General features: G+C 66.7%; 12 protein-coding genes and 2 pseudogenes. 8 read left to right on the plus strand and 6 right to left on the minus strand.

Annotated elements, in window-relative coordinates:
- Window positions 1-59 precede the first annotated feature (59 nt).
- Together EV187_RS03475 and EV187_RS03480 are read right to left on the minus strand one after the other, a co-directional pair.
- A complete protein-coding gene (locus EV187_RS03475) occupies window positions 60-2,648 on the minus strand; it encodes an ATP-dependent Clp protease ATP-binding subunit (RefSeq protein ID WP_130351609.1) in 2,589 nt (862 codons plus the stop codon).
- A gap of 710 nt (window positions 2,649-3,358) precedes the next feature.
- The gene (locus EV187_RS03480; RefSeq protein WP_341272744.1) at window positions 3,359-6,133 is read right to left on the minus strand and encodes a TrlF family AAA-like ATPase; all 2,775 of its coding nucleotides are present in this window, start codon (window positions 6,131-6,133) and stop codon (window positions 3,359-3,361) included.
- A 251-nt stretch (window positions 6,134-6,384) separates the two neighbouring features.
- Here EV187_RS03480 and EV187_RS03485 point away from each other — a divergent pair, with 251 nt between their 5' ends.
- Window positions 6,385-7,500 carry a DUF4365 domain-containing protein gene (locus EV187_RS03485; protein ID WP_130351611.1) on the plus strand — a complete coding sequence of 372 codons (1,116 nt, stop codon included), beginning with the start codon at window positions 6,385-6,387 and terminating at the stop codon, window positions 7,498-7,500.
- 104 nt (window positions 7,501-7,604) lie between these two features.
- Here the strand turns inward: EV187_RS03485 and EV187_RS03490 are convergent, their stop codons facing one another.
- Window positions 7,605-8,276, minus strand: a complete 672-nt coding sequence (locus EV187_RS03490; protein ID WP_130351612.1) for a hypothetical protein — start codon at window positions 8,274-8,276, stop codon at window positions 7,605-7,607.
- Between the two features lie 417 nt (window positions 8,277-8,693).
- Here EV187_RS03490 and EV187_RS03495 point away from each other — a divergent pair, with 417 nt between their 5' ends.
- Both EV187_RS03495 and EV187_RS03500 read left to right on the plus strand, forming a co-directional pair.
- Complete coding sequence (locus EV187_RS03495) at window positions 8,694-9,275, plus strand: PadR family transcriptional regulator (RefSeq protein ID WP_130351613.1); 582 nt, start codon at window positions 8,694-8,696, stop codon at window positions 9,273-9,275.
- Window positions 9,276-9,331: 56 nt separating this feature from the next.
- Window positions 9,332-9,991, plus strand: a pseudogene (locus EV187_RS03500) (ABC1 kinase family protein); the annotation flags it as partial.
- A gap of 179 nt (window positions 9,992-10,170) precedes the next feature.
- On the opposite strand, the gene EV187_RS03505 reads toward EV187_RS03500, so the two are convergent.
- Complete coding sequence (locus EV187_RS03505) at window positions 10,171-11,109, minus strand: LysR family transcriptional regulator (RefSeq protein WP_130351614.1); 939 nt, start codon at window positions 11,107-11,109, stop codon at window positions 10,171-10,173.
- A 138-nt stretch (window positions 11,110-11,247) separates the two neighbouring features.
- Here EV187_RS03505 and EV187_RS03510 point away from each other — a divergent pair, with 138 nt between their 5' ends.
- Both EV187_RS03510 and EV187_RS03515 read left to right on the plus strand, forming a co-directional pair.
- Entirely contained in the window at window positions 11,248-12,045 is a 798-nt protein-coding gene (locus tag EV187_RS03510) for an alpha/beta hydrolase (protein WP_130351615.1), read from the plus strand.
- Window position 12,046: 1 nt separating this feature from the next.
- Window positions 12,047-12,834 (plus strand): annotated as a pseudogene (locus EV187_RS03515) (SDR family NAD(P)-dependent oxidoreductase).
- 30 nt (window positions 12,835-12,864) lie between these two features.
- Here EV187_RS03515 and EV187_RS03520 read toward each other — a convergent pair.
- Window positions 12,865-13,881 (minus strand): LacI family DNA-binding transcriptional regulator, encoded by a 1,017-nt coding sequence (locus EV187_RS03520; RefSeq protein WP_130351616.1) that lies wholly within the window; start codon window positions 13,879-13,881, stop codon window positions 12,865-12,867.
- Window positions 13,882-14,082: 201 nt separating this feature from the next.
- Between EV187_RS03520 and EV187_RS03525 the strand changes: the two genes are divergently transcribed.
- Complete coding sequence (locus EV187_RS03525; protein ID WP_130351617.1) at window positions 14,083-15,018, plus strand: dihydrodipicolinate synthase family protein; 936 nt, start codon at window positions 14,083-14,085, stop codon at window positions 15,016-15,018.
- Between the two features lie 148 nt (window positions 15,019-15,166).
- A complete protein-coding gene (locus tag EV187_RS03530) occupies window positions 15,167-16,477 on the plus strand; it encodes an Nramp family divalent metal transporter (protein WP_130351618.1) in 1,311 nt (436 codons plus the stop codon).
- A gap of 316 nt (window positions 16,478-16,793) precedes the next feature.
- On the opposite strand, the gene EV187_RS03535 is transcribed toward EV187_RS03530, so the two are convergent.
- Complete coding sequence (locus EV187_RS03535) at window positions 16,794-17,990, minus strand: NAD(P)/FAD-dependent oxidoreductase (protein ID WP_130351619.1); 1,197 nt, start codon at window positions 17,988-17,990, stop codon at window positions 16,794-16,796.
- A gap of 193 nt (window positions 17,991-18,183) precedes the next feature.
- On the opposite strand from EV187_RS03535, the gene EV187_RS03540 reads away from it, so the two are divergent.
- Complete coding sequence (locus EV187_RS03540) at window positions 18,184-18,765, plus strand: PadR family transcriptional regulator (RefSeq protein WP_130351620.1); 582 nt, start codon at window positions 18,184-18,186, stop codon at window positions 18,763-18,765.
- Window position 18,766: the final 1 nt, after the last annotated feature.

Below are 18,766 nucleotides of genomic sequence, written 5' to 3' on the forward strand. Positions count from 1 at the left end.
TCGAACCGGATTCCAGCGCCAGAACGGGATTCCGGCAGGGCGCAGCGGATGCCTCCGGCTTACGCCGCGGCTGGCACCTCCACGGTGGCGCGCGGCACGGGCACCACGACGAACATGCCGTCCGCGGCATCCACGCGCACGCCCTCGCCATCGCCGAGCGCGCCGCTCACGAACAGGTCGCTGATGCGGTCGTCGATCTCGCGCTGGATCACGCGACGCAGCGGGCGAGCACCGTACTCGGGCTCGTAGCCGCGCTCCGCGAGGAGCGCCACCGCGGCATCCGTCACCTCGAAGGTGACCTCACGCGCGGCGAGCCGCTTCGAGGTCGCGCCGAGCATGAGCCTGACGATCTGCGCCAGCTCGGCCTCGCCGAGCTTCTGGAAGAGCACGATCTCGTCGATGCGGTTCAGGAACTCGGGCCGCATGGCCTCGCGCACCTTGCCCATCACGCGAGCCCGCACGTCATCCGAAGACGAGAAGCCCGAGCCGTCGGTCGAGGCGACGAACCCGAGCGCACCCGACCGCGACGCGAGGAACTCCGAGCCGAGGTTCGAGGTCATGATGACCACCGTGTTGCGGAAGTCGACCGTGCGACCCTGGCCGTCGGTGAGGCGTCCGTCGTCGAGCACCTGCAGCAGCAGGTTGAACACGTCGGGGTGCGCCTTCTCGATCTCGTCGAACAGCACGATCGAGTACGGGTTCCGCCGTACGCGCTCGGTGAGCTGCCCGGCCTCGTCGTAGCCGACGTATCCGGGAGGGGCGCCGACGAGCCGCGACACGGTGTGCCGCTCGCCGAACTCGCTCATGTCGAAGCGGATCACGGCGGTCTCGTCGTCGAACAGGCTCGCCGCGAGCGACTTCGCCAGCTCGGTCTTGCCGACACCCGTCGGGCCGAGGAACAGGAACGATCCGACCGGGCGACGCGCGTCGCCCATGCCGGTGCGGCTGCGGCGCACGGCCTTGGCGACCGCGGTGACCGCGTCGTCCTGGCCGATCACGCGCGAGTGCAGCTCGCCCTCGAGGTCGCCGAGGCGCTCGCGCTCGGACTCGGTGAGGCGGTTCACCGGAATGCCGGTGGCCCGCGAGATCACCGCGGCGATCTCGGCCTCGTCGATCACGGCCTCTCGCTGCTGAGCGGATGCCGCGGCGCGGCCGGCTGCGGTCACCTCGTCGAGCTTCGCCTGCACCTTCGAGATCTCGTCGCGGATGCGCGAGGCCTCCTCGTAGTGCTCGGCGCCGACGGCGGCGTTCTTGTCGGCCTCGAGGTCGGCGAGCCGCGCGATGAGCGCGGAGACATCCGTCTTCACGCCGAGCCGCAGGCGCAGCCGCGCCCCGGCCTGGTCGATGAGGTCGATGGCCTTGTCGGGAAGCACGCGGTCGGTGAGGTAGCGCGCACTGAGCTCGACGGCGGCGCGAAGCGCGGCATCCGTGTACTCGATGCCGTGGTGCTCCTCGTAGGCGGGCTTCAGCCCGTGCAGGATGAGCACGGCGTCCTCGATCGAGGGTTCGCCGACGCGCACCGGCTGGAACCGGCGCTCGAGGGCGGGGTCCTTCTCTATGGTGCGGTACTCCTTGAGCGTGGTCGCACCCACGAGGTGCAGCTCACCGCGCGCGAGGCGCGGCTTCAGGATGTTGCCCGCGTCCATGCCGTCGCCACCGCCGCTGCCGCCTGCGCCGACGACCGTGTGCACCTCGTCGATGAACACGATGAAGTCGCCCTTGTGCTCGGCGATCTCGTCGATCGTCTTGGTGAGGCGCTCCTCGAAGTCACCGCGGTAGCGGGTGCCCGCGAGCATGGCGGGCAGGTCGAGCGACACGACGCGCTTGCCGAGCAGCTGCTCGGGCACGTTCTCCTCGACGATCGCGCGGGCGAGGCCCTCGACGATCGCGGTCTTGCCCACGCCGGCCTCGCCGACCAGCACCGGGTTGTTCTTGGTGCGGCGGCTGAGGATCTCGATGGCCTGCTCGATCTCGTCGACGCGTCCGATCACGGGGTCGAGCTCGCCGTTCTCGGCGAGGGCCGTCAGGTCGGTGCCGAACTTGTCGAGCATCGGGGTCGCGGATGCCGCGGCGCCCGCGCTGCCCGCGTCGCCCTCGCCCTCTGCGCCTTCGGCGCCCGGGGTAACGGTCTCGCGGATCTGCTGCGTGAGCGCCTCGGCGGTGACGCCGGCGCGCGCGAGCACCTGCCCGGCGGGGGCGTCCTGCCCGAGCACGAGCGCGAAGAAGAGGTGCTCGGGGTCGATGTAGGTCGAGCCGGCCGAGCGCGCGACCTGGTAGGCGTGGAACAGCGCGCGGCTGGCGCTCGGGGTGATCGTGGCCGCGTTGATGTCGGCGGTCTCACCCGCGGCGGGCAGGCGCGCCTCAGTCGCGGTGATGATGCGCTCGGGTGCGACGCCGATGCGCTGGATGGCCTGCGTGACCGCCTCGTCCTCGACGATGACGCGCAGGATGTGCAGGGCGTCGAGCTCGGTCTGACCGCGCTCGAGCGCGAAGCGTCCTGCCTGCTGCAGGATGCCTTGCGTGCGGGCGGTCAGGAACCGGCTGAGGTCGATCGACCGAGCCTGACGCGCCTGCTCTCCCGCAAGGTACCGGCTGAGGAACTCGTCGAACGAGCTCGCGCCGGCTTCGGGGTTGAAGTCTTCGGGCACCAATCCTCCTGGGAACTTGAGTTGGGTACGCTCAAGTCCAACGCGGAGGGTGCGCGGGTATTCCCGGGCCCTCCTGGGGGCTCGTCGTTCCTTTGTGTGTGCAAGGCGCTTCTCGACCGGGTCCACCACTGGGGCAGACTCGCACCCTCGATTCTTCGCTCAACACCATCGGCAGACATTTCTCCACAGCCGGTTAGCTCACCCGGTTGACGTAGTGAGCACTGGCGCCAGTCGTAGGTGCAGCCTTCGTTTCGCTCCGGTTCAGTTCCGCGGTTCCTTGAGGGTCAATTTCCGCGATCTGAACCTCCTAGTCGTCAGTCGCTCCGTGGGAACGGCTCGCCCGCGGGCCATGGGTCGAACAATTCGAAGTGAGCGCTGAGCGTTGCTGGCGGGTCGACGGTCTCCATGTGGTGGCCGATTAGGGACGATTTGCTCCAGACCTCAAAAGCACTAACCGGGTGGATCGGATCTGGATGCAGCCAGAGTGTCGGTATCTCCTACGTGACACGCCACGGCAACACGTCGTGCGCCAACAGCAACGCCGAATGCCGGAGTTGCGTGACCGCGCGACGGACGTTCGCGGCTGAGCCTCCATTGGCGTGGGCTGCAGGGTCCTCGCGGACGAATCTCGCATCGAGTTTCGCTCAGCGACGTAAAGATCGGACTTGTTACCTACGCCAACCTGTGTGAACGACGACCCACTGGCCGTGCTAGCGGACCAACCTCTGGTAACGCTCCTTGAACGCCTGTTCTCCGCCCTCCATGATTGTGCAGACGGCCTCACGGACATTAGTGGCCTGGATCGACCCCTGATGCGCCACCACGGGTACGACTCCATGCCGAACCACCATTACGTTTTCCGAATCCGCATTTACTACCACGTTGGCGTTGTGTGTGACGACTACAACTTGTCGCTTGCGCTTCATTGTCTTCAACGTGGTGACTACGAGATCGGTAATTAGTTCATTATCGAGGTCGTCTTCGGGTTGATCGAGGATGAGCGGATCAGTACTCATACGCAATATGAGCGCTAGAAGCGTGGCCGTCTTCTGGCCAGGACTGCCCTGTTCGAGCGCACGGAAGTTGGATTCGCCTTCCGGCCGGTAGCGGATTCGAAGCATGTCCGCTGGGAACCAAAGGTCGATCGCCGCATCGAAAGAGGCCGGATCGAGACTTTGCAGGCGAGGAAACATTCGGCCTTCCACAAAGACCCCGGCCCCCTCGAGTTCCGGCGAGCTCTGGCCGTTCCGCCGAAGTGACTTCAGCAAGTCCTTGAGCTTGTCCAATTCGCCAGCGTATGCGGGATGCTGCGGGGGGCTCGTAAGAAGGGCCCGAATCCCGTCCTCCCCACTGAAGAACCTGTCGAACGAGGATGCGATCTGGGTGATTCCTCGGAGGTCCGCCTCCAGGGACGAAGAGTCCCCAACGGCGAAGAGGTCGAGTCGCAACGAAGTTGCGGCAAGATCGAGACTCGCAATGTACTCCTTCCGTCTTCTTGTGAGCTCGCCACGGTGTTCCCGAGCTTGGACCGAGATGGCACTGGCAGATGCCTGAAGCTCGACGCGGGCAAGTTTCGCCGCTTCAATACCGTGGACCAGCCCTTGCAGTTCGACTCGACGACTGCTCAACTCCGTGAACTCGGCCTCGAAATCCACGCCGCCGGACGCTTCACCGTCTGCAGGTCGAGTGAGCTCAGCACGAACCGCTGAGATTCGCTCCGCACGTTCGTTTACCTGTGCCGCTTGAATCCGCGTGCTCAAGAGCAGTTCGGACAGACGCAGAAGTTCATCCAGAACGAGCGAGGCCGCCGAAGCCCGGGCCATCTCCGCCTCCGTCAAATGCCCTGCGTCGGTCGATTTCGACAGAGCATCGGCGACGCCGATTCCGGCCTCCGCAAGCCTTTCCTCCAGCGCCGAAATGTGTCTCTCGGCTTCACGGCGAGCCGAGTCGGCATTCAGCAGAGCTTGCAGTTCGTCTGCCAATCCTGAATCGCGAAATTGCCGAAGTTCGCCAATGCGTGCATCCGTGTCGGCCAGTTCGCCGAGTACGCGCGCTTCCGTAGCGAGCAGGACTTCGTTGGCGGCGATCCGCTGAAGTGCCTCTGCGTACCGTGAGTTCAGAAGATCTCTTTCAGCCTCCCATTCGGCGAACTGAATCTGAGGCTGTGCATCAATCACGGAGAGCAGGCTCTGCACGTCCCTGGCAGTCTCATAGATCTGCTTCTGGCTGTAAATGAGGACCGGAAATCGATCGACGACCGACCCGGTATCGGGCTGCCACGCGTCATTCTCGCGTCGATATATTGCGACGTCGCCTGGACTAGACCCATGCCAACTCAGCCGAAACAGCCGGTCGCCTTTGGCGTAGGTCACCTCAACAGCAGTAGTAGCGTCCCAGAACCTTGAGGCGCTAGGCGTGGGTGCACTCGGTGCGAACCAAGCGAGCTCGGTCTTTAGGTTGCCTGGTAACTCCTCGAACCGATGCAAGGCCAGCCGCATCACTTCGAGCATTGTCGACTTTCCGACGCCACGGCCTCCGATCAGGGAATTCAGCCAAGGGCTTAGGTTGAGCTCCACCTCTTCGTCGGCATGAACAAGTGAAACGGAAATCAGCCTGTTGTGAGCTACCAGGTTTGGGTCGGATTCGCTTTCTACCGATCGAATAATCGATTGGTTCGGATCAGTAAATGCCAGCCGGAGACCAGAAAGATCTGGGCGCTCCATCTTCACCCAAGTGAAATGGCTACCGGGGTACTTCGCAGTGACCCCGTTGGGGACATTTGAGCCATCGAGGTGGTGCGTATCGGACCCGAGGACAGGAGCCCACCCGTAGCCAAGAGCTTCGGCCGTTCTCGAATCGCCCACGAGTTCGACCGCTTCGATCAACGACTCATCAATGAGTTCTCGAAGGCTCCGCGCGTCCATTCCGAACACTCCTCGCGCGCTGTCCGCGTGAGCAGGTATCGCCAGGCCATGAGCACCAGTGATCACCTCGCACGCTCGGAAAACCGAGTCCCTCGCTGTCGCGCTGCTCGATCCTCGAATCCCTGTGTAACCCACGTTGTGCAGGACGCCATTCACGGTCTCAGCGGGCTCGGTCGGATCGAAGATGCCAAGGAGGTGGAATCCCCCGTCGGTCGTTACTTCGACTGCAGGGAAGAGCACCAAGTCTCGATAATCAGGATGCAACTCGGTCCTGAGCCGCTCCACTTCGCCGCGAATTGGCTCGATTGCCGAGTGGGTGTTGTGGTCGGCGATGACAACAACATCGACACCTGCACGCATGTATGCCACGACCCAATCTGTAAGGGAGACTTCGCTAGGAGTGGCTGCGTCGGCTCCATCCAGACCACCGAAGTCGAAGGAATGAGGGGTATGAGCGTGGAAGTCAACCTTCCACCAACGAGCTCCGGGCAATTGTCGACTGGTCACACGATCACGATATCGGCGCACCCGCGTCGCGGCTTTCAAGCGCGGCCCGAGCACTTGAAGGCGAACCGATCGAACCCGCCTGCGAAGGGATTTTCGTCATTGAAGCGGTTCGTAATCGGGTCTCGGCCGCAATTCTGTGCGACAGCTCCGGCCATGTGTTTTCGCGAGAGGCAATTGCCCGAACGCATTCATCACTTCGAACGGCCGGACCAGTCAGTTGGCAGCCTACGAGTCGCGGGCGTTGATGCTGGCCCGCAAAATAGATGAACCGGATTGACCGCCGCGGCTCGAGCAGGAGGTAAGCGGTGTCAGAAGCACCTGGGATCGGCGACAACGATCAGCTCGAGTCTGTCTATATGCAACGGTTGATAGCGATCCTCACCGAGCACGGCATTCCCCTCGCATACATGAAGGATCGGGCAGGCATCGACACAGGGCTCCACCTCTTCGCCGCCGACGACAGCACCGGGGCTCTGCGCGTCAGCCAGGTACGAGTCTGGTTTCAAGCTAAGGGGAAACATGCAGACACCCTCCCGCTCGCAGAATACGAGCAGCTAGCGTCAGTGCCAGTCAGCGAACGGCTAGGGTACGTCCGGTACTGGTACGCCCACCCGGAGCCCGTCTATTTGGTTGTCTATGTCGAGGCAGCTGAAGAGTTCATCGCGGAAGACGTCCGCGACATTGTCGACCGCCAATGGCCTGAGGGACGTTTCTATACCGAAACCGAAGGGCAGCAGTCGGTAACCCTCCGCGTACAGCGCAGCGCTGTCCTCGACGCTGATCGGATCAAGGGCATGCTCGCGCATCGCAGCATGCGCATCGATGGCCCCGCCTTCCGCGGGAGGCCCCTCGGTCATCGTTTCGATCCGATCCGCTCCGCGATCAGGCCCGGATCACCGAATCTGATCGGGAGGCTGGTGGTCGCGCTCCTCGAGGCCCACGATTTTCACCCGTATGGCCAATGTGAGGAGATCGCGCCAGAACTGGCGTTCGTACGCGGGCGGCTGTACGAGACCTTGAGTTGGCAGTCGCCGATGTTCACAGAGTATGGATTCGGGGCAGACGACGATTTCCGCATCGAGCCACCAGTAGAGGCGCTTCACGGCGAGGTCGCGATTGTTATCGACCTTCTGCCTGACCGCTCCGAAATGTCCGAAAATGACCGCGCTTCGCTGCTCAGTCTTATTGGCTCCGCGCGAGAGGAAGGTGCCGCCGTTGCCGTGATCACGAACGCGTCAGAGACCGGCCGACACAGCGGCATGTGGCGTGCCTTGCTGCGGGAGGGTGCACACGAGTCAGACCCGAGCGGAGGCCCCCTCCTAGGTTTGGAATCGCTGACTTCACTGATGCTCGTCGCGACCCACGTATACCTGGACTTCTCCACCGAAGTGGAATGGTCACACGTCAACTATCTCTACTAACGGCAACTGTTGGCGCGAACTTCGGTACGACTCCGAGCTCCCGGCTGGCTCGAGGGTGGAGATTCCGTCCTCGCCCCTCCGCTCTCCGTTGCCGAATGCACGTGCTACATCTCAGCTTCGCGGCCCAAGAAGCGAAGAAAACGTCTGCCCTTTGTCGTCACCATGGGGCGCAAACCTCCGAGATTCATTCCTGGGCCAGGTCGATTCATGATCATGCCGTCGTTATACAGGTCGGTCCAAATGGTGTCGAAGAGCAACTCCCATTCATCAATTCCTTCGAAAACGGAACCCGGCAAGACCGCAGCAAAATCACGATTGATGTCGGCGAGATCTCGACCGACTTGCGACAGCCATTGTGCTGGCTCGGCAGCGATATAGAGCAACGTCACGTGCTCCACCGAGTATCGAACGGCCGCATCAGCGAACATCTCTTGGAGGAAATCAGGTGTGGGTCGATTCGATCCGCAGTTGGCCAGCGCTTCGGCAAGGTACTCGCGCTTCTCTTGGCGCGTGGTCTGCAGTGCGCCAATCGTGAATCTGTTGAAGGCTGCTATTGCCAACGGATCGTCGGGGTCCAACCTTCGACCATGGGCCTCAAGTGCTGCGTCGGCAGCCGCGATCCACTTCCTCATTGAAATGTTGTTGTGCCAAGCGATGACGCCTTCAACTAGCAGACCGCCGATGCCGCCGATTGGCGCGGTTACCGCCGCTGCTACTGCGACCAAGGCAAGCTCAGCCATCTCGTCAATCGGCTCACCCAACGGGTCGTCTGGCATCCGGTGCACTCCATCCGTGGGTCACGGGCTTCAGGCCCTCCCATACTGGCATGCGAACAAGACCATGCACTTGATGGTCGCGCAACCACCTTAGATTCGCCAAGAGGAACCCTCCCACCCCGGCGCAGCGATCATCGGCGGCACCGGATTCGTCTGACGCCACCTGGCGGAACGGCTCGGGCCAGAGGTATCCGTCATCATTTCTTGCCGCACCGGCGTCGACATGAGCGACGTCAACGCGCTCGCGCGAGCGCCCTGCCCGAGCCCGGCGAGTTCGGGTGGCGCGACTCCAGGGTCAGTAGAAGCGCCTGACAAGCTCAATTCGGCGCGGACTCACCACTACCCCGCAGCATCCGAACGATATATCGTTGACATATCGTCGAGACCCGATCAGGGCCCCGGTTCAGGGAGGTCATCATGAGCGATTCATACATGGGCGGCGGCTTCGGCGGCTCCTCGAGCGGCTGGGGCAAGGGCGGCAACCCCGGCCCGAACCTGTGGGAGGCCATGGAGCAGCTCCGCGGCATGTTCGAGCAGAAGGTCGCGCCGCGCATGGGCAAGGGCGATGTGCGCGCGGCGGTGCTCGCGCTGCTCGCCGAGAAGCCGATGCACGGCTACCAGATCATCAGCGAGATCGCCGAGCGCAGCGGGGGCGCGTGGAAGCCGAGCGCGGGCTCGGTGTATCCGACGCTGCAGCTGCTCGCCGACGAGGGGCTGATCAGCGCCGAGGAGTCGAACGGGCGCAAGACGTACACGCTGACCGAGTTGGGACGGGCCGAGGTCGCGGCATCCGGCGATCGCCCGGCGCCCTGGCCGACCGCGGGCAGCGGCCGCAGCCACGACACCGGCGCCGCCGGCTCGCTCGGGAAGGCCGGCTTCGAGCTCGCCCAGGCGGCGGCGCAGGTCGGACGCACGGGCACGCCCGAGCAGGTCAAGGAGGCGGTCGACGTGCTCGATGAGGCACGTCGTCGCCTGTACTCGATCCTCGCCAAGGACTGACCTCGGTGGCATCGGCACGTGGGCGTCGAGGCGACTCGGCGCCCAACGCCGGCAGCATGCGCGCCCGCTACCGGCGCATCCTGCGGTTCGCCGCGCGCTACATCGTGCAGACGTGGTGGTTCGAGCTCGTGCTGCCGCGCTTCGGGTTGGCGCGGTTCGCGGCGCGCGGGCGCACCGCGCGGCTGACCCGCATCGCCCAGCGCTTCCACGTGCTCGCCGTCGACCTCGGCGGCCTCATGATCAAGGTCGGCCAGTACCTCTCGTCGCGCCTCGACATCCTGCCGCCCGAGATCACGAAGGAGCTCGCCGGGTTGCAGGACGAGGTGCCGCCCGTGCCGTTCGACGCGATCCAGCGCCTCGCCGAGGCCGAGCTGGGCGTGCCGCTCGAGCGGGCGTACGCGTCGTTCGACCCGACACCGCTGGCCGCGGCATCCCTCGGCCAGGCGCACCGCGCCCGCCTCGCGCCCATCGTCGCCGCCGACATGGGCTACGACGAGGCCGTCGTCAAGGTGCAGCGACCGGGCATCGAGACGATCGTCGCCGTCGACCTGAAGGCACTGCGCCGCGTCGCCGGATGGCTCAGCCGCGTGCGATTCGTCGCGAACCACGTCGACCTGCCCTCGCTCGTCGAGGAGTTCGCCGTCACGAGCCTCCAGGAGATCGACTACCTGCAGGAAGCGGGCAACGCCAAACGGGGCGAGCAGGTCGTTGCCGACCCTCAGGCCGTCGTGCATGCCCGTGATGACCTGGTCGATCGGGCGCGGCGCGTGCCGCATCTTGATGTCGGCCAGCCGGCGCGCGACCGCGTTCGACGGGTCCCAGGCCGGCTCGTCGATCGGCAACGCCCACCTTCACGAGAACCTCGCGCTGCAGCATCCGGTCGAGTTCGACGTCGTCAGGCGCCGTCAGGCTGCCACGCCGGGCCGACCTGCTCCGGATAGAGCCACTCCCGTTCGGCTGATTGCTCGGCGGCCACCTCGAGGAACCCGGCGACTGCGGGGCTGAGCGGCTCGTCACGCCACGCGATCGACCACGGATACAGGGGCTGCAGCTCTTCGGGGCGGTGGATCGGCATCTCGTGCTGCCGGTAGCGGAGCGCATACGACTCGAATTCGAGGAGGTACGCCGCATCCGTCGCCCGTTGCATCCGGGCCAGGCACTGGGTGAAGGTCCCAGGGTTGCCGAGCCATCGGAACGTCGTGCCGAGACGATGCTCGAGGGCGGCGAGGTACTGCCCGTGCACGTTGAAGAGGGCGGATCCCGTCGGATCCCCGAAGACCTCGAGCGGGCGGTCGAACAGGGAGACCGCTTCGGCGGCCGGATCGCCGAGCCGGCCGACGAGCCAGAACGGCTCGAGGCGCAGGAGACGGTGCTTCCAGCCGTCCGGATGGGCGGCGGTCATCGCCGGAGTGATGCGGATGATCGCGATATCCAGCAGGCCGTTGAGCAGCGCGTCGAACTGGCGCTGGCTGTCCATCGAACTCGCGATCACCGGAACCGTGGGAAACCGGCTCGAGAAGGCATCGGCGACGATGCGGCTTGCGTCGAGGTCGAAGATGTGCGCGATGCGGATGCCGGGATCGTCCGGTCGCGTCATCCGTACCGCCTGCGCGATCAGCACCCGCGCATCGCGCAGGAATCGCACGCCCTCGGCGGTGAGCGCGACGTGCCGGCTATCGCGTGCGAAGAGCCGGAAGCCGAGGTCGGACTCGAGGCGGCGGATCTGCTTCGACAGCGCGGGCTGGCTGATGTGCAGCTTCGCGGCGGCGCGTCCGAAGTGCAGTTCGTCGGCCAGCACGACGAAGTAGCGCACCGACCGCAGATCGAGATCCATCCGCCCTCCTCCACGAAGCGTGCCCGCCCGCGGCGATCGATGCAAGATCGGTTATCGATCCGCCTCCGATCGGTCTTGGACGAGACGGGTGCAGCGGGTGTGTGCTGATGGTGTCCCCCGAGTGCGAGGAGCCTGAACATGGCCGAGAACCGTCCCGTCGTCTTCATCCACGGACTGTGGCTGCACGCCACGAGCTGGGCGCCGTGGATCGAGAAGTTCCGCGCAGCGGGCTACGGCCCCGTCGCGCCGGGGTGGCCGAGTGAGGCCGAGACCGTTGAGGCGGCGCGCGCGAATCCGGATGCCGTGGCCGACATCGGCATCGACGAAGTGGCCGCCCACTTCGCGGAGGTCGCGAACGGCCTCGGCGACGAGACGATCCTCATCGGGCACTCGTTCGGCGGCCTCATCGCCGAGAAGCTCCTCGGCGAGGGTGTCGGCGCGGGGGCCGTCGCGATCGATCCCGCCCAGATCAAGGGTGTGCTGCCCCTGCCGCTCGCACAGTTGCGGTCGGGCTTCCCCGCGCTCGGCAATCCCGCCAACCTGCACCGGGCGGTGTCGCTCACGAAGCCGCAGTTCCGATACGGCTTCGGCAACGCGGTCAGCGAGGAGGAATCGGACGCGCTGTACGACCGGTGGACGATCCCGTCGCCCGCCCGGCCGCTGTTCCAGGCGGCCGCGGCGAACTTCCAGATGCACTCGCCGGCCGCGGTCGACACCACGCGCCATCCGCGTGGTCCGCTGCTGCTCATCTCCGGCACCGCCGACCACACCGTCCCCGACGTGGTCACGCGGTCCACGCTGAAGCAATACCGGCATGCGATGACGGTCAACGAGCTCGAGCAGTTCGAGGGCCGCGGTCATTCGCTCACGATCGACAGCGGATGGAGCGAGGTGGCCGACGCCGTGCTCACGTGGCTCAAGGCCCAGGGGCTGTGACGTGGATCTCGCACTGGACGGCGCCGTCGCGATCGTCACCGGCGCCGGCAGGGGAATCGGGCTCGCGGTCACCTCGACGCTCGCCGCCGAAGGCGCCCGTGTGCTCGCGGCATCCCGCACACTCACGCCGGCGCTGCTGGAGCTCGCGGAGAGCGGGGCGGTGGTGCCGGTGGCCGCGGACCTCACCGACCCGGCCGTCGCCGATGCGCTCGTCGAGCAGGCGGCAGGGCTCGGTCCGCTCAGGATCCTCGTCAACAACGTGGGCGGGTGCGTCCGCGGCCTGGCGGCTTCGCCTCGGTCAGCGACGAGGAGTGGATCGGCACGCTCCAGCTCGACGCGCTGACCGCGATCCGGATGACACGAGCCGCACTGGTGCCGATGCGAGCGGCCCGGCGCGGAGCCGTCGTCACCGTCGCCTCGGTCAATGCGAAGCTCCCGGACCCCGCCGTCATCGACTACAGCGCCGCGAAAGCCGCGCTCGTGAACTTCTCGAAGTCGCTCTCGAAGGAGGTCGGTCGAGACGGCATCCGCGTCAACACGGTGAGCCCGGGTCCGGTGGCGACCGACCTGTGGCTCGGCGACGGAGGCGTGGCGGCGACGGTCTCGGCCGCGGCCGGAGCCTCACAGGCCGATGTGGTCGCGGGTGCCGAAGGCGCCATGGTTACCGGCCGGTTCACGACCTCCGAGGAGGTCGCCGCGCTGGTCGCGTTCCTCGCGAGCGACCGCGTCGCCGGGAACATCACTGGGGCGGACTACGTCGTCGACGGAGGGCTCACGGCTGAGCTCTGAGAAGACGCGCGACCTGAACCGTCGTCGCCGTCAGCCCGCCGGCGGCGCCGTCGAGGCTCGAGGAATGAGCGTCGGCAACGCCATCCGGATGTCGCTGCCCCCCTCGCGCGGCGACAGCAGCAGCTCGAGCGCCGTCGACGCGATCTGCTCGAACGGCGTCCGGACGGAGCTGAGCGGCACGGGCAGTCGCGAGACGAGCGGGATGTCGTTGTAGCCGACGATCGAGAGGTCGGTGCCGATGCGCAGCCCGCGACCGCTCGCCGCCGTGAGCACGCCGACCGCGAGGTTGTCGTTCGCGGCGAAGACCGCCGTCGGGCGGTCGGCGCGGTCGAGCAAGCGGGTCCCGGCCTCGATGCCGTCGTCGATGCCGTAGCCGACTGAGACCATGCGCGAGTCGTCGACCGCGAGCCCCGCCTCCCGCAGCGCTCGCTCGGCGCCGGCGCGGCGATCGCGCGCGCTCGAGGTGAACCACGGGCCGGTGACCATCGCGATGTCGCGGTGGCCGAGGTCGATCAGGTGACGCGTCGCCAGGTATCCCCCGGTCTCGTCGTCACCGAGCGACGACGGACTGATGCGGTCGGTGCGCAGCGCGAGCACGTGCGGGATGTCTCGTGCCCGGAGCGACGCGGGGAGCTCGTCGTCGAGCCGCGCCGTCGCGAGGATCACGCCGTCGACGTTGCGGTCGAGCAGCGTCTCGGTGGCGCGGCGCTCGTCGACGGGGTCATCGCCGCAGGTCGCGACGACGGCGAAGTACCCGCGGCGGCTTGCGGCCCCCTCGATCGCCTGGAACATGAGGGCCATCACGGTGTCGGTGAGCCGCGGCACGAGCACCCCGATCGTCGCGGTCGCGCCACGGCGGAGGCTCGAGGCGAAGACGTTGCGGCGGTAGCCGAGCTCCTCGGCGATGCGGCGCACGCGTTGCGCGGTCTCGCTCCGCGAGGCCGGCGTGCGGTCATCGAGGATGCGGCTGACCGTCGAGACGCTGACGCCGGATGCCTTCGCGACATCCTTCAGCGTCACCGGCGCCCCGGCGTGCGTGCGCTCCACCCTGCACCTCCTGCCATCGCGAGTCTACGGGCGACCGACCCGAGCACCACGGCTCCGAGCGGCGCGGGGCGCGCGGCATCCGGAATTCGGTGTTGACATCCGCTCATGTCGTACAGCATACTTGCAAACGTTCCCGCAATCGTTCCCGATAACGTTTTCATCCAGCGGGTCTCGACGAAGAGAAAGACAAGGAGTCGAACGATGACACTCGACCTTCGCGGACTGAACCCCGCCCCCGTGACCCCGTTCACCACCGACGGCGACATCGACTTCGCCGCCATCCAGCGCCTGGGCTCATGGCTCGGTTCGATCGACGGCGTCAAGAGCCTCGTCGTGCTCGGCCACGCCGGCGAGGGCACCTTCCTGACGATCGACGAGCAGCTCGATGTGATCCGCGCGTTCGTCGACTCGACCGATGGCCGGGTTCCGGTGATCGCGGGCATCACCGGCGAGGGCAACAAGGTCGCCGCGCTCGAGGCTGAGCGAGCCCGCGAGGCCGGCGCGACCGCCGGACTCGTCTACCCGTCGCACGGCTGGCTGCGCTTCGGTTATCAGCAGGGCGCTCCGCAGAGCCGCTACCGCGAGATCTACGAGACGAGCGGCCTCCCGCTCATCCTGTTCCAGTACCCCGACAACACCAAGGCGACGTACGACCTCGACACGCAGCTCGAGATCGCCGGGCAGGAGGGCGTGTTCGCGACAAAGAACGGCGTGCGCAACATGCGCCGCTGGTACACGGAGATCCCCGCCCTGCGCGCCGCCTATCCCGAGCTGCAGATCCTCTCGTGCCACGACGAGTACCTGCTGCCCACGATGTTCGACGTCGACGGCCTGCTGGTCGGCTACGGCAACATCGCTCCCGAGGCGCTCATCGAGCTCATCGAGGCCGGCAAGGCGCAGGACTACCCGCGCGCCCACGCCATCCACGAGCGACTCCTGCCCGTCACGAAGAATGTGTACCACCGCGGCTCGCACATGGAGGGCACCGTCGCCCTGAAGTGGGGCCTCGTGCAGCGCGGCATCCTCGACCACGCCACCGTGCGCACCCCGCTGCTGCCGCTGCCGGATGGCGCGGACGCCGAGATCGCCGCGGCGTTCGCGTCGGCCGGTCTCGAGAAGGTCGCCGTCACGGTCTGATCCGGGTGGCGCGGGCCGGCGACGTCCGGCCCCCACCACCCCCACCGATCGCGTCGATGAGGCGTAGGATCGGCGCCGTCGAAGTGCGGCACCCGAGTCAATGACGACTGAGCGGCAGGACGCCGCACTCCGAAGAAGGAGGCTCGCCATGAGTGAGCGCACCAAGACCCGCCACACCTCCACCACCCCGGGCACCGGATACGGCCGCGTCCCGACCGAGTCGATGCGCGCCATCGTCGAATCGAGCGGCCGGCGCCGTTCGTTCTGGCAGCAGCTCGCGCTGATCGGCCCGGCCTTCGTCGCCGGCGCGTGGCAGTTCGGCCCCGGCAACCTCACGACCGCCGTGCAGGCGGGCAGCGGCTACCAGTACACGCTGATCTGGGTCATCGTCGTCTCGACGATCCTCATGATCTTCCTCACCGACATGAGCGTTCGGCTCGGCATCAAGTCGCCGGTCTCGCTCATCGCCTCGATCAAGGACCACCTCGGCAAGCCCGTCGGGGTGCTCGCGGGCATCGGCGTCTTCCTCATCACCCTGATGTTCTCGGTCGGCAATGCGGTCGGCTCCGGCCTCGGCCTGTCGATGCTGTTCGGCGGCGCACCCATCATGTGGACCGTGATCTGCACCATCGCGGTGGCGTCGCTGCTGCTGTTCCGCAACGTCTACCGGGTCATCGAGAAGGTGCTGATCGTCATCGTCGCGGCCATGGCCGTCGCGTTCGTGCTCAGCGCCTTCCTCGCCAACCCCGACTGGGCGGATGCCGCGGCCGGGCTCATCCCGACGGCCCCCGACGGCGCGTGGCTGCTGATCGTCGCGCTCGTCGGAACGAACTTCAGCGTCAACGCCGCGTTCTACACCTCCTACGGCACCAAGGAGCGGGGTCGAACCGAGGAGCAGTACCGCGACGTCACGATCGTCGACACGATCCCCGGCATCGTCGCGCCCGGCGTCATGACCTCGCTCGTCATCATCGTCGCCGCCGCCGTGCTCGGGTCGACCGGCGAGGCCGCGACGACCATCGTCGCCCTGGCTGGGATCTTCGAGCCGCTCGCCGGCCCGGTCGGGTCCACGCTCTTCGCGCTCGGGTTCTTCGGCGCCGCCTTCTCGTCGATGATCGCCAATGCGACGGCCGGAGGGACCATGCTCTCCGACGGGCTCGGCCGAGGCGCGTCGTCGGGATCGAAGACGGCGAAGATCGTGAGCGGCACCATCCTTGCCTTCGGCGTGGCCGTCGCGCTGATCTTCCAGCAGGCGCCGGTGCAGCTCATCGTCATCGCCCAGGCGCTCACCGTGCTCGTCGCCCCGCTGCTCGCGGTGCTCATCATCGTGATGGCCAATCGCCGCAGCCTGATGGGCGAGATGCGCAACAGGTGGTGGCAGAACCTCATCGGCGTCATCGGACTCGTCTCGGTCGTCGCCCTCTCGATTCGACTCGTGCTGAGCCTGCTCGGCGGGTGACCACGTCGGGACGGGCACCGCAGGGCGGTCGGGACTCCTCCCGGCCGCCCTTCGTCCGTTCGGTCACGCGTCGCAGGTGCGATCGACTCGAATTCCCGAGAATCCGATGGGAAGCCGACCACCGTGCTTCCGGCCGCTCTACTCGATCCTCGCGCAGGACTGACCGGGTGCCCTCGACACGTCGGCATCCAGCAGGCAGGATGCCCGATGTGGGGAACACGCGCGCCCGCTACCGGCGGATCCTGCGGTTCGCCCGCGTATCGCGACAGTGTCTTGGCGGGCGTGGCGGCAGTCCACGAAGATGGACGCCGCGCTCTCAGGCGCGTCCCTTGAGGATCATGTGCCAGTACACCCAGGGCAGGATGTGTCGGTCGAAGATCCAGGAGAGGCGGCGCTCGCGCGACAGGGACTTCCAGAACGGGATGGTGGGCTTCAGTCTGTACTGGTCGTCGAACTCGGCGAAGACGACCGTGGAGCGTGAGACCGTGATCGGGCAGACGGTGTAGCCGTCGTAGCGAGAAGCGGGTTCCTTCCCGTCGAGCACGGCGACCAGGTTCTCGGCCAGGACCTTGGTCTGCTTCCGCAGGGCGCCGCCCGACTTGGAATTGCGGGTTGCCGCGGCATCCCCGAGCGCCCAGACGTTGTCGTAGCGCACGTGCCGGAGCGTCTCGGGGTCGACCTCGACGAACCCTCCAGAATCACCGGCGACCGGGAGACTGGTCGACTTCAGCCAATCTGGGGCCGATTGGGGTGGCACGGCATTCAGCACGTCGTAGTGCAGGCGCTCGCTGGGACCGCCGCCCACGGGGCCGATCTCGGCCATGCGGTTCTCTCCGTCGACCGAGCGCAGCTCCGCTCCGCATCGGAGCTCGATGCCGTACTCCGCGATCTTCCGCTCGAGCTCGCGATCGATCTCAGGGATCCCGAACACCGTCGGATCCGGCACGATCATCACCACGCGGATGTCGCTCAGCACTCCCTTCGCGCGCCAGTAGTCGCATGCGAGGTACATCGGCTTCTGCGACGCACCGGCGCACTTCGCCGGCCCTGGCGGCTGCGTGAAGACGACGGTTCCTCTGCGCAGGTCGCGCAGGAGCCGAGACGCCTTCGGCACGAGCTCGAACTCGTAGTGCGATGCCACCGACGGTGTTCGCAGTGCGGCCGTGAGGCCGGGCACACGGTCCCACTCCAGCTGCATCCCCGGACAAACGATGACATGGTCGTACGTGACGCGACGACCTGACTCGAGGACGACGGTGCCGGAGTCGGGTTCGAGATCTACGACGGCCTCCTGGATCCACCCGACGCCTTCGGGCATGACGGAGGCCTGCGAGCGAATCGCCATGCTGGTGCGAGCAACTCCACCGGCCACGTGCGAGAACAGGGGCTGGAAGCGGTGCTGTTCGCGAGGCTCGACCACCACCACGTCATCGACGCCGTTCCGGTGCAGCCTCCCGGCGATCGAGAGCCCCGAGTTCCCCCCGCCGATGACCACGATGCGGTGGTGAGTCATGGCCGGCCTCCTTGGGAACGTCGATGGGCAACCGAGATCCGACCCTATGCGCCGCCTCGCGGTGATGCGAGCCGCTTGACTCGGGGAATCGCGAGTGCATCTCGGTGGGCGAGGTCTATCGCGAAATGGGCCAACGATATATCGTTGACATATCGTCGAGACCCGATCAGGGCCCCGGTTCAGGGAGGTCATCATGAGCGATTCGTACATGGGCGGCGGCTTCGGCGGCTCCTCGAGCGGCTGGGGCAAGGGCGGCAACCCCGGCCCGAACCTGTGGGAGGCCGTAGAGCAGCTCCGCGGCATGTTCGAGCAGAAGGTCGCGCCGCGCATGGGCAAGGGCGATGTGCGGGCGGCGGTGCTCGCGCTGCTCGCCGAGAAGCCGATGCACGGCTACCAGATCATCAGCGAGATCGCCGAGCGCAGCGGGGGCGCGTGGAAGCCGAGCGCGGGCTCGGTGTATCCGACGCTGCAGCTGCTCGCCGACGAGGGGCTGATCAGCGCCGAGGAGTCGAACGGGCGCAAGACGTACACGCTGACCGAGTTGGGACGCGCCGAGGTCGCGGCATCCGGCGACCGCCCGGCGCCCTGGCCGACCGCAGGCAGCGGCCGCAGCCACGACACCGGCGCCGCCGGCTCGCTCGGGAAGGCCGGCTTCGAGCTCGCCCAGGCCGCGGCGCAGGTCGGACGCACGGGCACGTCCGAGCAGGTGAAGGAGGCGGTCGACGTGCTCGATGAGGCACGTCGTCGGCTGTACTCGATCCTCGCCAAGGACTGAC

It is taken from the genome of Agromyces ramosus (genome assembly GCF_004216665.1).
GTDB lineage: Bacteria > Actinomycetota > Actinomycetes > Actinomycetales > Microbacteriaceae > Agromyces > Agromyces ramosus.